Origin of the sequence: Hydrogenophaga sp. 2FB (genome assembly GCF_005503365.1) — a bacterium.
GTDB lineage: Bacteria > Pseudomonadota > Gammaproteobacteria > Burkholderiales > Burkholderiaceae_C > Hydrogenophaga.
Genome location: NZ_SCML01000019.1, coordinates 31,901 through 46,089 on the forward strand (window position 1 = coordinate 31,901; position 14,189 = coordinate 46,089).

The window sequence follows — 14,189 nt, forward strand, 5'->3', positions numbered from 1 at the left end:
GTGGCCGAGGCGGGATCGTCAGCGGAACGTGGCGGTGGCGGACATGGCCAGCTCACCGTCGGGGCCGCGCGCCCACAGGGACAGCGCGCCGTTCTCGCCTTCCCGGCCTTCCAGGCGAAACGGGCGGCCGACGAACAAGGGACTGACGCCGCGAAAGTCGAAGCTGGCCAGCGAGCGGCCGCCGCCCTGCTCCAGCGCAAACTGCTGCAGCAGCGTCGCCGTCAAAGGGCCGTGCACCACGAGACCCGGGTAGCCCTCTTCCTCCCGTGCGTACGGCTGGTCGTAGTGAATGCGGTGGCCGTTGAAGGTCAACGCCGAGTAGCGAAACAGCAGGGTCGTGTCCGGCTGAACGTCGCGCCCCCATTGCGCCTGACCGTCGTAAGGCTCGGGCGTCGCAGCGGGCGCGGCGCCGGGCGGCGTCGCGTCGCGGTACACGATGTCCTGCTCTTCGGTGATGCACAGCGTGCCGTCGCAGCTGATCCGGTGCTCGACGGTCACGAACCACAACGAGCCCCGCTTGCCCACCTTGTTCTCGACTTTCTGAATCAGGCTGCGGCGCGTGGCCTTGGCGTCGACCAGCACATCGGCCAGGTACCGGATGCGGCTGCCCGCCCACATCCGGCGTGGCAGCTCGATCGGCGGGAGAAAACCACCGCGTTGCGGATGGCCATCGACGCCCAGGCCGCTGCGGCGCACGACCGGATTGAAGAAGAGCCACTGCCAGCCGGGCGGCAATGGCTGCCCGGCCTGCGGCGCGGCCTCAAGGTCCAGGGTGGCGGCCATGGCCTGAACGGCCGACGCCAGCACACGCTCGGTGCGCTCTTCTTCCCGGCCAACCCAGGCATCGTAGGCAGTGGTCACACTCGGTTCCTCAGGAAATTTTTGCGTTGAACACGTCGGCGGGGTACGGGCGGAAGTCCCTCACCAACTTGAAGCTGCCATCCGGCGCTGCCTGAAGAATCCCTTCCTGGCGTGCGCCGCGGTGGTCGCCTGCTTTGTAGCTGACATTGCGCGCGCCCCCGACGCTGGCGTTGGTCATGGTCTCCATCACGTCCACGAGGTTGGCGCGGGTGAGCGGCTTGCCGCTGGCCAGCAACATCTCGAAGCCCTTGACGAACAGAGCGCCATTGCTCCACCCGTTCAGGCCAAACACGCCGATGGGGTCGTTGGGGAAATGCTTGGCCACGTTGTCGCGATAGGCCTTGATGTCCGGGTCATCCGCACCCACGGGCATCAACCACGACGAGAAGTAGGTGCCATTCAGGAGATCCCCCGACAGCTTGCGCGTGGTCGGGTCGGCGGTGAAGAAGGGCGCCATCCATTTCGCCTGGTAACCGATGCGATCCGCGGCCTTCTGCGCGGCGGCCAGGTTGGCATTGGAGCCAAACAGGATCACCACCTCGGCTTTTGCATTGGCCAGGCGGCGCACGTGGGGCGTGAAGTCGGTGTTCCGGACCTCGAAAGGAATCGATTCGGCCGCTTCTTTCTTCAGGCCTTCCAGATGCAGGTCGAAGCCGCGCTTGGCCGACCGACCCAACTCGTCGTTCTCCCACAGCAAGGCCACGCGGCTGGCGTTCAGGCCATTCAACGCGTAGTCCAGGTTGGACGCGGCCGACCAGCCATAGTCCGGCAACAGCGGGAACACCAGCCGTTCAGCGAACAGCGCGGTGGCCCCACCGATAGGGCCGATCATGGGCAAGCCGACCTCTTTCGCATAGGGAATCACCGCCACCGATTGCGCCGTGCCCACCGGGGCGGCCAGCGCAAAGATCTTGCTCTCTTCGACCAGACGGCGGGTGACCGCCACGCTGCGCGACGGCTCGTAGCCATCGTCATAGGTCACGTAATTGATCTTCCAGCCCTTGAGCGCGTTGGTCTCGTTGGCCCATTTGAAGCAGGCTTCGGCGGCGTGCGTCAGGATCGTATAGAACGGCACCGGACCGGTGATGGGCGTGAACGCGCCCACCGTCACAGTCTTGCTGGCGAGATCAATACCGGGCGAAGCCTGCTGGGCAAACACCCCAGCCGGCAGGGCGACCGACGCGGTGGCCACGGCACTGCTGGAGAGAAAAGTTCTTCTGCGCATCTTGGTGTCTCCTGAGAAAGGTCAAAGGGGTGCGCCAAGATCGCCTCGGCACAATGCATTCTATGCAATGTACTATCAAGCAAAAACCAGGGTTTTCCCGTAAAAATGGGGGATTTCAGGGTTCATTTTAAAATGTAAAATGCATTCTTTTAGCAAAACGAGGCCCACATGCACCTCCCTCCTCTCGCCGGACGACGCGTCATTGAACTGGGCACCATGCTGGCCGCCCCCTTTGCCTCCCACATCCTGTCCCAGCTGGGCGCCGAGGTGATCAAGGTCGAACCGCCCAATGGCGATCCCACCCGCAGCCTGGTCCGCGGCGGCCCCAGCGGCACCTTCATTGCCTACAGCCACGGCAAGAAAAGCGTGTGCATCGACCTGAGCAAACCCGAGGGCACCGCCGCCTTCCTCAAACTGGTGGCCAGCGCGGACGCATTGGTGCACAACCTGGCGCCCAAGGCCGCGCGCAAGCTGGGCGTCACGCGTGAGGACTGCGCGGCCGTCAACCCGAACCTGATTTACTGCCACATCCGCGGCTACGCGGCGGGGCCCCAGGCCGACGACCTGGCCTCCAACCCGGTGGCCGAGGCCGCCACCGGTGTGATGGAAGCCAACCGCGTCAATGGCCGTCCCAGCCGCCTGGGCCCCTCGTACCACGATCAGTTCGCGGGCGCGTACGCGGTCATCGGCATCCTCGCGTCGATGCTGCAACCCAAGGCGGGCCCTGGGGAGCGGCAGGTCGAGATCGGCCTGTACGAAACCGGCCTGCATGTGGCGTCGCGCGACCTGGTGGGCGTGCAGCTGAAAACGCAGTTGCTGGGCCGGCCCGAACGCGAACCCCATGGCGAATTCAGCATGCCGGGCTATGGCGCTTATCTGACCGCCGATCAACGCTGGATCTACCTGCTCATCCTGAACGATGGCCACTGGCTGAAGTTCTGCGAGGCCTTGAAACTGCCGCAAGCCCAAGATGCGTCGCTGGCCACGCTGCGCCAGCGCAAGAAGGTGCGCGAAGAAGTGGAGGACATCGTGAAAGCCGCGGTGGCCGCGCACGATTTCGTCGATGTTGAAACCCGGCTGAAGGCCGCCGGTGTCGGCTGCACCGAGGTGTTGCCGCTCGAGCGTGTGCTGGAGGCACCGCAAGCGCACCAGCCCGGCAAGCTGCGAACGGTGTCCTTGCGCGGCATGGACTTCGAGGTGCCCGAATTTCCACGGCTCGGCGCGAGCGACGACGGCATCCAGACCCTGCCGCCCGCCGAGTTGGGCGAGCACACCCTGGCGGTGCTGCAGTCGGTCGGCATTCCGCTGCAGGAATGCGAGGCCTTGCTGGCCTCCGGCGCTGTGGCAACCACCACGCCGGACAGCTTTGCATGGGCCGCTGTTCGTCCCGGGACCTGAGCCCCGCAACGCCTGGAGCTGCCATGACCGACCCCGTCGAGCGAGAAGAGATTCACCACCGCCAGATCGAGCTGCGCTTCTTTCGGCGCACGGACGGGCTCTACGAGGTGGAAGGCCGGCTGGTCGATACCAAGCGCCACGTCTTTCGCCGGCAGCTCCACCACGAAGACACGCTCCCGGGCGAGCCCGTGCACGACATCGTGGTGCGCCTGGTCATCGACGATGCCCTGCTGGTGCACGACGCGGTGGCCGTGATGCAGGCCACGCCCTTCGCGGTGTGCAGCGGCGCAGCGAATACCTTGGCGCCCCTGAAGGGACTTCGCATTGGTGAAGGCTGGGGAAAGCGTGTGCGCGAGCGCCTGGGTGGCGCGGCGTCGTGCACCCACATCGTCGAGCTGCTCGGCCCGATGGCCACCACCGCCTTCCAGGGGCTTGCGCCACAGCGCATCGCTCAGATCAACGAACCGCACAACGAAGCCATGCGCCGCGCGAAGGTGGACAGCTGCTATGCCTACGCCGCCGAGCGTGAAGTGGTGGCACAGCTCTGGCCCCACCTGCATCGGCGCCAGCAGCCGGACGAGCCATCCCTATGAAACAAAAAATCATCAAGTCGATCCTGATCGCCAACCGTGGCGAAATCGCCATCCGCGTGATGCGCGCCGCCTCCGAACTCGGCATCCGGACCGTGGCGGTGTATTCCAACGAAGACCGCTTTGCCTTGCACCGCTTCAAGGCCGACGAAAGTTATCTGGTGGGTGCAGGGCAAAAGCCCATCGCGGCCTACCTGGACATCGCGGAGGTGATTCGTGTGGCCAAAATGGCCAAAGTCGACGCGGTTCACCCGGGCTACGGCTTCCTCTCGGAGAACCCCGACTTTGCCGACGCGTGCACGAGGGCGGGCCTGTCCTTCATCGGGCCATCGGGCGATGTGATGCGAACGCTCGGCAACAAGGTGGCGGCGCGCAACCTGGCCGAATCTGTCGGCGTGCCGGTCATGCCGGCCAGCCCCCCATTGCCGCACGAGGCAGCCCAGGCGGTCGCATTGGCCGAGGCGGTCGGGTACCCGCTCATGCTCAAAGCCAGTTGGGGCGGTGGTGGCCGCGGCATGCGGGTGATCCGCAGCCGGGACGACCTGATCGAACAAATGCCGGTCGCCCGCAGCGAAGCGAAGTCCGCGTTCGGCAACGACGAGATCTACCTGGAGAAGCTCGTGGAACGGGCCCGGCATGTGGAAGTGCAGATCCTCGGCGATACCCATGGGCAGCTGTTGCACCTGTTCGAACGCGACTGCACGGTGCAGCGACGCAACCAGAAAGTGGTGGAACGCGCACCGGCCCCCTACCTGAGCCCCGCGCAGCGCGAAGCCCTGTGCGAAGCCGCCCTCAAACTCGGCCGAGCCGTCGAATACACGCATGCGGGAACGGTCGAATTCCTGATGGATGCCGACACGGACCGCTTCTACTTCATCGAGGTCAACCCCCGCATTCAGGTCGAACACACCGTCACCGAGCAGGTGACCGGTATCGACCTGGTGAGGGCCCAGATCATGATCTCGCAGGGACTTCGCATTGGCGTGCCGGGGTCGACCGTGCCACCCCAGGCGGAGCTGAGAATCAACGGTCACGCGCTCCAATGCCGCGTGACGACCGAGGACCCCGAAAAGAACTTCTCGCCGGACTACGGCAAGCTGTCCAACTACCGATCCACCGGGGGATTCGGCGTCCGGCTGGACAGCGGAACGGCCTACTCCGGCGCCGTCATCACGCCCTTCTACGACAGCCTGCTGGTCAAGGTCACCACCTGGGGAACCAGTTCGGACGAAGCCGTCTCGCGCATGAGCCGCTGCCTGCGCGAGTTCCGCATCCGTGGTGTGGCCACCAACCTCGCCTTCCTCGAAAACGTCATCGACCATTCGCTGTTCCGCAGCGGTGCCTGCACGACGCGCTTCATCGACCAGACACCGGCACTGGTCAAGGTGACGCCAAGGCGGGACCGCGCGACCAAGCTCCTGCGCTTCCTGGGTGAAGTCATCGTCAACGGACACCCGGAAATGAAGGGCCGGCCTCAGCCCGCGTTGCCCATCTCCAACCCGGTCAAACCCACGGCACATCCGTTGGCGGCACCGCCCTCCGGGTCGCGGGATCTGTTGAAGTACCTGGGCCAGGACACCTTTGTGCAATGGATCAAGGCGCAGCAACGGGTGCTGTTGACCGACACGACCATGCGCGACGCACACCAGTCCTTGCTGGCCACGCGGATGCGAAGCCATGACCTGACGGCCATTGCGCCGCACTACGCGAGCTTGCTGCCCGAGTTGTTTTCGATCGAGTGCTGGGGCGGTGCCACGTTCGATGTGGCCATGCGCTTTCTGAACGAAGACCCTTGGCAACGTCTGGTGCAGTTGCGTGCCGCGGTGCCCAACACCCTGCTCCAGATGCTGTTGCGCGCGTCGAACGCGGTGGGCTACACCAACTACCCGGACAACGTCGTGCGTTACTTCGTCGAGCAGGCGGCCAAGGCCGGCATCGATGTCTTTCGCGTGTTCGATTCGCTGAACGCCGTCGACAACATGCGCGTGGCCATCGACGCGGTGCGCGACGCCGGGGCCTTGTGCGAGACCGCCATCTGCTACACCGGCGATCTTTTCGATGCCAAGCGCAGCAAGTACAACCTGGCCTACTACGTCAAGATGGCCAAACAACTGGAGCGCGCCGGGGCACACATCCTGGCCATCAAGGACATGGCGGGCGTGTGCCGCCCCCGCGCGGCGACGGCACTGGTGCGCGCGCTGAAAGAGGAGTGCGGCTTGCCGATTCACTTCCACACGCACGACACCAGCGGCATGTCGGGCGCCAGCGTGCTCGCGGCGATTGACGCGGGGTGCGACATCGTGGATGGCGCATTTGACGCCATGAGTGGCCTCACCTCGCAACCCAGCCTCGGCAGCCTGGCGGCCGCGTTGCAAGGCCATCCGCGCGACCCCGGGGTTCGCCAGGACGCGCTGCGCGACATCTCCCAATACTGGGAAGGCGCGCGCCGTCTCTACAGCCCCTTCGAGAGCGACATTCGCTGCGGCACGTCCGACGTCTACCGGCACGAGATGCCTGGCGGCCAATACACGAACCTGCGCGAACAAGCGCGCTCCATGGATCTCGATGCACGCTGGCCCGAGATATCCGAGGCCTATGCGCAGGTCAATCTGCTGTTTGGCGACATCGTCAAAGTCACGCCCACGTCCAAGGTGGTGGGCGACATGGCGATCTACATGGTCGCGAACGACCTGTCGTCCAGCGATGTTCTGGCCGACGACAAAGAGCTCAGCTTTCCCGAGTCCGTGGTGTCGCTGTTCAAAGGCGAACTGGGCTTCCCCTCGGATGGCTTTCCCGAGCGGCTCCAACAGAAGGTTCTGAAAGGACAGCAGCCGCTGACCGGACGGCCTGGAGAAGGGCTGGCACCCGTGGATCTGGAGGCAGAGAGAAGCCGGCTCGCGCAGAAGATGGGGCACGCCATCAGCGATCAGGACCTGGCGTCACACCTGATGTACCCCAAGGTGTTCCAGGCCTTTGCCAAGCACCGCGGTCAGTATGGCGACGTGTCCCGCGTTCCCACCTCGGCCTTCTTCTACGGGATGCAGGAGCACGAAGAGATCGCCGTCACGATCGACACGGGCAAGACCCTGCACATCAAGCTGGAAGGCAGGACGCCACCCGACGCCGAAGGATTCTGTCGCCTGTTCTTTGAACTCAATGGACAACCGAGGTTGGTTCGGATTCCTCTGGCGGGCGCAAGCACCACCAGCAAAGCCATTCGCCTGGTGGACGAGGAGAATCCGCACCACGTGGGCTCGCCCATGCCAGGATCGGTTGCACGCATTGCGGTCCGCCTGGGTCAACGCGTCGCCAAAGGCGACGTGCTGGCGACCATCGAGGCGATGAAGATGGAGAGCCTGGTGTGCGCCGAACACGACGGTGTGGTTGCACATGTGCTCGTGCAACCGGGGGACGTCGTGCCGGCCAAAGGCCTGCTGTTCGAGATGGGTCCACAGCTGGCTTAGGCGTGCCACTGTCCAGCATCACCGACGCCTGGGGATCTGTTCGGTGACCATCCCATAAGATAGGGCCAGAGAGAGAATCGGGATTGGGAGAGCTGTCCCGCAGCGTTCGTTGGGTTGGACGAAAACCTCGCGCGTCCCTGCCCGGCAACACCGGTATCCGCCGAGCCGTTGATTCAGTCCCCTCTATCAATCCCTATCAAATCCCTTGTACAAGACAATATGTGCAAGCAAATGACGACCACCCACTCATCGAAAATCGCCTAAGCCATTGATGAAAAAGGACTTTTCCGACAGCCCGCCCGCCTTGGTGGACCTGTCCGCACACACGCCCATGATGCAGCAGTACCTGGGCCTGAAAGCCGGGCACCCGAACACGCTGCTGTTCTACCGCATGGGCGATTTCTACGAGATGTTCTATGGCGATGCCGAGAAGGTCGCGCGTCTGCTCGACATCACCCTCACGCAGCGCGGCCAGTCAGCGGGCCAGCCGGTGGTCATGGCCGGTGTGCCGTTCCACTCGGTCGACACCTACCTCGCGCGTCTGATCAAGCTGGGCGAGTCGGTCGCCATCTGCGAGCAGGTGGGCGACGTGGCCACGTCCAAAGGCCCGGTGGAGCGCAAGGTGGTGCGCGTGGTCACGCCCGGCACCCTGACCGACAGCGAACTGCTCTCCGACAAAACCGAAGCGGTGCTGATGGCCGTGCACCCGGGCGCGCGCACCGGTTGCGGCCTGGCCTGGATGTCGGTCACGCAGGGCATCGTGTTTCTCGCGCAGTGCGCCAGCGACGAGCTGGCCGACTGGGTGGCGCGTGTCTCGCCCGGCGAAGTGCTCTACAGCGCCGAAACCACACCGGCGTTCGAGAAATCCGTGCAGGCCCTCGCCAGCCAGAGCAGCAGCAACGGCGGCCGCCTGGTGGCGGTGCTGCGCCCGGCCTGGGCGTTCGATGCCGCGCTGGGACAGCGCAAGCTGCTGGAGCAGTTGCAGGCCGCGAGCCTGGCCGCGTGGGACGCGCAGGACATGCCCGACGCCCATGCGGCCGCCGCCGCGCTGCTGAGCTACGCCGAACACACCCAGGGCCGCGCGCTCACGCACGTGGCCAGCCTGCAGGTGGCGCGCAGCGGCGAGCGCATCGACCTGCCGCTCAACACCCGGCGCAACCTCGAACTCACGCACACGCTGCGCGGCGACACCAGCCCCACGCTGTTCTCGCTGCTGGACGTGTGCTGCACCGGCATGGGCAGCCGCGCGCTGCGCAACTGGCTGCTCGAACCCCGGCGCGACCGTGGCGAAGCGCGCGCGCGGCTGGCCGCCATCGACACGCTGCGCGGCGGCCTGTGGCAAACGCTGCGCCACGCGCTCAAAGGCTCGAGCGACGTGGAGCGCATCACCGCGCGCACCGCCTTGCGCCAGGTCAAACCGCGCGAGCTGGTGGGCCTGGGTCAGACGCTGGCGCGCGCGCGCGAACTCGCGGCGCTATTGGGCCCGCAAGAAGCCGGCGGCTTGCTGCACGGCATCGCGGCGCACCTCACGCCGCCCGCCGGTTGCGCCGAGTTGCTGCAACAGGCCCTGCACCCCGAGCCCGCCGCGCTGGTGCGCGACGGCGGGGTGATCGCCGATGGCTTTGACGCGGAGCTCGACGAGTTGCGCAACATCCAGACCCACAGCGACGCCTTCCTGATCGAACTGGAGCAGCGCGAGCGCGCGCGCACCGGCATTGCCAACCTGCGCGTGCAATTCAACAAGGTGCACGGCTTCTACATCGAGGTCACGCAGGGCCAGGCGTCCAAGGTGCCCGACGACTACCGCCGCCGCCAGACCCTGAAGAACGCCGAACGTTTCATCACGCCCGAGCTGAAGACCTTCGAAGACAAGGCGCTCTCCGCGCAAGACCGCGCGCTGGCGCGCGAGAAATGGCTGTACGACCACCTGCTCGACGAGTTGCAGGCCTACGTGGCCCCACTCACGCAGCTCGCGCGCGCCATGGCCGCGCTCGACGCACTCTGCGCGCTCACCGAACGCGCGCTCACGCTCAATTGGTGTGCGCCACAGTTCGTGCCCGAGCCTTGCATCGACATCCGCGGTGGCCGCCACCCGGTGGTGGAAGCGCGCCTGAACGAAACCAGCGGTGGCAGCTTCATCGCCAACGACACCGTGCTCGGCCCCAAGCAGCGCATGCAGGTCATCACCGGCCCCAACATGGGCGGCAAGAGCACCTACATGCGCCAGGTGGCGGTGATCGTGCTGCTCGCCAGCATGGGCAGCCACGTGCCGGCGACCTCGTGCCGCCTCGGCCCGATCGACGCGATCCACACCCGCATCGGCGCGGCCGACGACCTGGCCAACGCGCAATCGACCTTCATGGTCGAAATGACCGAGGCCGCGCAAATCCTCAACGCCGCCACGCCCGAGAGCCTGGTGCTGATGGACGAGATCGGCCGCGGCACCTCCACCTTCGACGGCCTCGCGCTGGCTGGCGGCATTGCCGCGCACCTGCACGAGAAGTCGCGCGCGTTCACGCTGTTCGCCACGCACTACTTCGAACTCACCGAGTTCCCGGCCACCCACCACAGCGCGGTGAACGTGCACGTGAGCGCGGTGGAGGCCGGTGGCAAGGGCGGTGGCGGCATCGTCTTCCTGCACCAGATCGAGCAAGGCCCCGCGAGCCGCAGCTACGGCATCCAGGTCGCGCGCCTGGCCGGCGTGCCGGCCGGGGTGGTGCAGCACGCGCGCCACGCCCTGGCCGCGCTGGAGGCCCAGAGCGAAGAAAGCCGCAGCCAGGTCGACCTGTTCGCGCCGCCACCTGCCACACTGGAGCCCGAAGTGCACCCGCTGCACGCCGCGATGGCCCAAATCGACCCCGACACCCTGAGCCCGCGCGATGCGCTGGAACACCTCTACACCCTGAAAAAACTGGCCGCTTCATCATGACTTACTGCGTCGCCGTCAAACTCAACGCCGGCATGGTCTTCCTCTCGGACTCGCGCACCAACGCGGGCCTGGACCAGATCAGCACCTTCCGCAAAATGATCGTCTACGAGAAGCCGGGCGACCGCTTCATGTGCCTGCTCTCGGCGGGCAACCTGAGCATCTCGCAGTCGGTGCGCGAGATCCTGCAGATCGAGCAACTGAACGATCCGGACGGGGGCGAACCGATCACCATCTGGAACGCCAAAAGCATGTTCGACGCCGCGCGCGTGCTCGGATCGGCGGTGCGCCACGTGTACCACCGCGATGGTGACTCGCTGGAGCGTTCGGGCGTCGACTTCAACGCCTCCATGATCTTCGGCGGCCAGGTGCGCGGCGAAGGCATGCGCCTGTTCCAGGTGTATTCGGCCGGCAACTTCATCGAAGCCACGTCCGAAACCCCGTTTTTCCAGATCGGCGAATCGAAGTACGGCAAGCCGGTACTCGACCGCGTGATCACCCCCGACACCCCGCTGGACGAGGCCGCGAAGTGCGTGCTGGTGTCGATGGACTCCACGCTCAAGTCCAACCTGTCGGTCGGCCTGCCGCTGGACCTGGCGGTGTACGAGGCCGACATGCTGCAGTCCAACAAGATCGTCTGCATCGACAACGACAACCCCTACTTCCGCATGCTGCACAGCGCCTGGGGCCAGAAGCTGCGCCAGGTGTTCGACGACATCGAGGACCCGACCTGGGACGAGGCCCACACCGAGGTGCCCCTGCTCAGCAAGAAACCACAGAACCAGCCGCTCAAGAAGATCACCAATTCACGAGAGAAGCTGATTTAGCGTTTGCCCGTGTCTCTGATCATTTTTTCCCACGCCAACAGCTTCCCCGCCAGCACCTACAGCGTCCTCTTCAAGTCCCTGCGCGCCCGCGGCCACACGGTGCGGGCGGTGGACCGCTTCGGCCACGACCCGCGCTACCCGGTTACCAGCAACTGGCGGCACCTGGTGCAGCAACTCGCGGACTTCGCGGCGCCGGAGATCGAGAAGCAGGGCGAAGGCGCCTGGCTCGTGGGGCATTCCCTGGGCGGCTTTCTCAGCCTGATGTGCGCCGCGCGCCATCCGAAGCTCGGCGGCCACGCCGTCAAGGGCGCGCTGCTGATCGACTCGCCCGTGCTGGGCGGCTGGCGCGCCCGCACGCTGGAGCTGGTCAAGCGCACGCAACTGATCGGCTCGGTCTCGCCCGGGAAAATCAGCCGCCAGCGCCGCGAGCGCTGGCCCGATGAAGCCGCCGCGCACGCGCACTTCGCCAGCAAGAAAATCTTTGCCGCCTGGGACCCGCAGGTGCTGAGCGACTACATCGCCCACGGCACGCGCGACGAGGCCGACGCGCACGGCGCCAACCACCGCGTGCTGCACTTCGAGCGCGACGTCGAAACCGCGATCTACAACACCCTGCCCCACAACCTGGACCGGCTGCTGCGCCGGCACCCCCTGCAGTGCCCCGTGGGCTTCATCGGAGGCACCCAGTCGAAGGAGATGCAGCAGGTCGGCATGGCCATGACCCGCCGCCTGGTCGACCGGCAACACCCCGGGCGCCTGGCGATGGTCGAGGGCAGCCATCTCTTTCCCATGGAGCGGCCGCTGGAGACCGCCGCCACCATCGAATCGGTGCTGCGCGCGCTGGATTCGGCACGCTGAACAAGGGCAGACCCGAACACGCGCGGGTGGCGCGCTCCGGTATAAACCCGTAGCGCACACCACACCACCCCCGCCGTGCCCGACTCCAGCTTCCCACCCTCGTCCGAAGGCCACCCGCTGCAACCGCTGCTGCAGCGCGTGCTGAACTGGCAGCCCGAACAGCACGCGTTGTGGGTGCGCCTGCTGGTGGCGCTGGCCATCACCGCGATCCTGGGGTGGACGCGGATGGCGCTGGCGCCCGCGGAGTCCGGGGGGCGTTTCGTCACCTTGACGCTGGCCGTGGCCCTCTCGACGCTGTACGGCGGCTTCCATGCCGGCATGTTCAGCACCGCGCTGGGAATGTCGGTCATCCACCTCTTCCTGCCCAAGCCTTATTCCAATGAGGCGTTCGAGAACCTGACCGAAGCGTTCTGGCTCACCCTGTGGCATCTGGTGACACAGATCGTGGTGGTCGGTTCGATCGCGCTCATGCAACGCCACCACCGCGAGCTGCGCGAGGCCACGGAGCAGATTCAGCGCAGCAAGCAACAGCTCGAAGACACCTTCGAGCGCAGCGCCACCGGCATGGCGCACAGCCATATTGCGGGAGGCTGGATCCGCGTCAACCAGACCTACTGCGACATCGTCGGCTACACCAAGGCCGAAATGCAGGCGATGCACTACCGCGACTTCACCCACCCGGACGACCTGTGGATGGACGAACTCCAGCTTCAGCGCACCCTGAACAACGAGATCAGCCACTACAGCTTCGAGAAGCGCTACATCCACCGCCAGGGCCACGTGGTCTGGGTGCACCTCACGATCTCGCTGGTGCGCGAGGCGTCGGGCGAGCCCGATTACCTGATCGCCGTGGTGCAGGACATCACCGCTCGGAAAAACACCGAGCAAGCGCTGCGCACCAGCGAACAACTGCTGCGGCAAGCGCACGAACTCGCGGGCCTGGCGAGCTGGCAGGCCGACGTCACCTCCACCCGCTTCACCACCCTGGCGGGCTCGCACCAGGTGCTGGGCTTGCCCTCGGCCGAGTTCACGGGAGAACAACTGCTGGCGCTCACGCACCCCGAGGACCTGAACCGGGCCGTGAACCTCTGGACGCTCGCGTTGCAGGGGAAGGCCGACTACCAGCTCGAATACCGCCTGTTGTTCGGTGGCGAAGAGCGCTGGTTCAGCGTGCGCGCCGAGTTCGAGCGCGATGCGCAAGGGCGCGCGGTGCGGGCCCTGGGCGTGACGCGCGACGTGACCGAGCGCAAACACAGCGAGATGGAAATCCAGCGGCTCAACGCTTCGCTGGAGCAACGCATCCAGGCGCGCACCGAAGCCCTGAAGGCGGCCTACGACGAGCTGGAGAGCTATTCGTACGCCGTCGCGCACGACCTGCGTTCGCCGCTGCGCATCATCAACGGCTTCGCGCAGGCGCTGCAGGAAGACATGCCCGGCCTGGCCGGCGAGAGCCTGTCGCACCTGCAGCGCATCATGGCCGCGAGCAAAAAAATGGGCGAACTGATCGACGGCTTGCTCACGCTGTCGCAGTTCTCGCGCGGCGAGCTGCAACGCCAGCCGGTCAACCTCAGTGCCATCGCCACGCGCCTGCTGGGCGAATTCGCCGGCGCCGAGCCGCAACGCTGGGTGCGCTGGGAGATCGATCGCGGCTTGCAAGTCATGGCCGACCCCACGCTGGTCGAGGCCCTGATGCAGAACCTGCTGCACAACGCCTGGAAATACACCGCCCGCACCCCCAACGCGCTCATCCGTGTCGGCACCGAAGACGTGCAAGGCCAGCGCTTCTTCACCGTGAGCGACAACGGCGCGGGCTTCGACATGGCGCGCGCGGCCAAGCTGTTTCAGCCGTTCCAGCGGCTGCACATGCCCAACGAGTTCAGCGGCATCGGCATCGGCCTGGCGACCTCGCTGCGCATCGTGCAGCGCCACGGTGGCGAGCTCAAGGCCAGCGCGGTGCCCGGTGAGGGCGCGATCTTCAGCTTCAGCCTGAGCGCGCGCCCGGCCGGCTGAAGGCCCGCTTGCCATTCGCGCCGTCCAGCG

Annotated in this window: 9 protein-coding genes; 7 read left to right on the top strand and 2 right to left on the bottom strand. The window is 66.0% G+C overall.

The window, feature by feature from the left end:
• Positions 1-18: 18 nt before the first annotated feature.
• Both FFS09_RS12915 and FFS09_RS12920 read right to left on the bottom strand, forming a co-directional pair.
• A complete protein-coding gene (locus tag FFS09_RS12915; protein WP_137919288.1) occupies positions 19-861 on the bottom strand; it encodes an HTD2 family dehydratase in 843 nt (280 codons plus the stop codon).
• Between the two features lie 10 nt (positions 862-871).
• Positions 872-2,086 carry an ABC transporter substrate-binding protein gene (locus FFS09_RS12920; protein ID WP_137919289.1) on the bottom strand — a complete coding sequence of 405 codons (1,215 nt, stop codon included), beginning with the start codon at positions 2,084-2,086 and terminating at the stop codon, positions 872-874.
• Between the two features lie 168 nt (positions 2,087-2,254).
• Here FFS09_RS12920 and FFS09_RS12925 point away from each other — a divergent pair, with 168 nt between their 5' ends.
• From FFS09_RS12925 to FFS09_RS12955, 7 genes are all read left to right on the top strand, one after another.
• Positions 2,255-3,484: a CaiB/BaiF CoA transferase family protein gene (locus FFS09_RS12925; protein ID WP_137919290.1), complete on the top strand. Its 1,230-nt coding sequence runs from the start codon at positions 2,255-2,257 to the stop codon at positions 3,482-3,484.
• 23 nt (positions 3,485-3,507) lie between these two features.
• On the top strand, positions 3,508-4,077 hold the full coding sequence (locus FFS09_RS12930; protein WP_137919291.1) for a DUF2889 domain-containing protein: 570 nt from the start codon (positions 3,508-3,510) through the stop codon (positions 4,075-4,077).
• Positions 4,074-7,538 carry a pyruvate carboxylase gene (locus tag FFS09_RS12935; RefSeq protein ID WP_137919292.1) on the top strand — a complete coding sequence of 1,155 codons (3,465 nt, stop codon included), beginning with the start codon at positions 4,074-4,076 and terminating at the stop codon, positions 7,536-7,538. Before FFS09_RS12930 ends, FFS09_RS12935 begins: the two co-directional genes overlap by 4 nt.
• Before the next feature lie 271 nt (positions 7,539-7,809).
• Positions 7,810-10,467: a DNA mismatch repair protein MutS gene (gene mutS / locus FFS09_RS12940; RefSeq protein WP_252374354.1), complete on the top strand. Its 2,658-nt coding sequence runs from the start codon at positions 7,810-7,812 to the stop codon at positions 10,465-10,467.
• A complete protein-coding gene (locus FFS09_RS12945; protein WP_137919293.1) occupies positions 10,464-11,291 on the top strand; it encodes a proteasome-type protease in 828 nt (275 codons plus the stop codon). The genes mutS and FFS09_RS12945 overlap by 4 nt, the downstream gene beginning before the upstream one ends.
• Positions 11,292-11,300: 9 nt before the next feature.
• On the top strand, positions 11,301-12,149 hold the full coding sequence (locus FFS09_RS12950; protein ID WP_137919294.1) for an alpha/beta fold hydrolase: 849 nt from the start codon (positions 11,301-11,303) through the stop codon (positions 12,147-12,149).
• Positions 12,150-12,224: 75 nt separating this feature from the next.
• Positions 12,225-14,159 (top strand): sensor histidine kinase, encoded by a 1,935-nt coding sequence (locus tag FFS09_RS12955; protein ID WP_137919295.1) that lies wholly within the window; start codon positions 12,225-12,227, stop codon positions 14,157-14,159.
• The last annotated feature ends 30 nt before the right edge of the window (positions 14,160-14,189 follow it).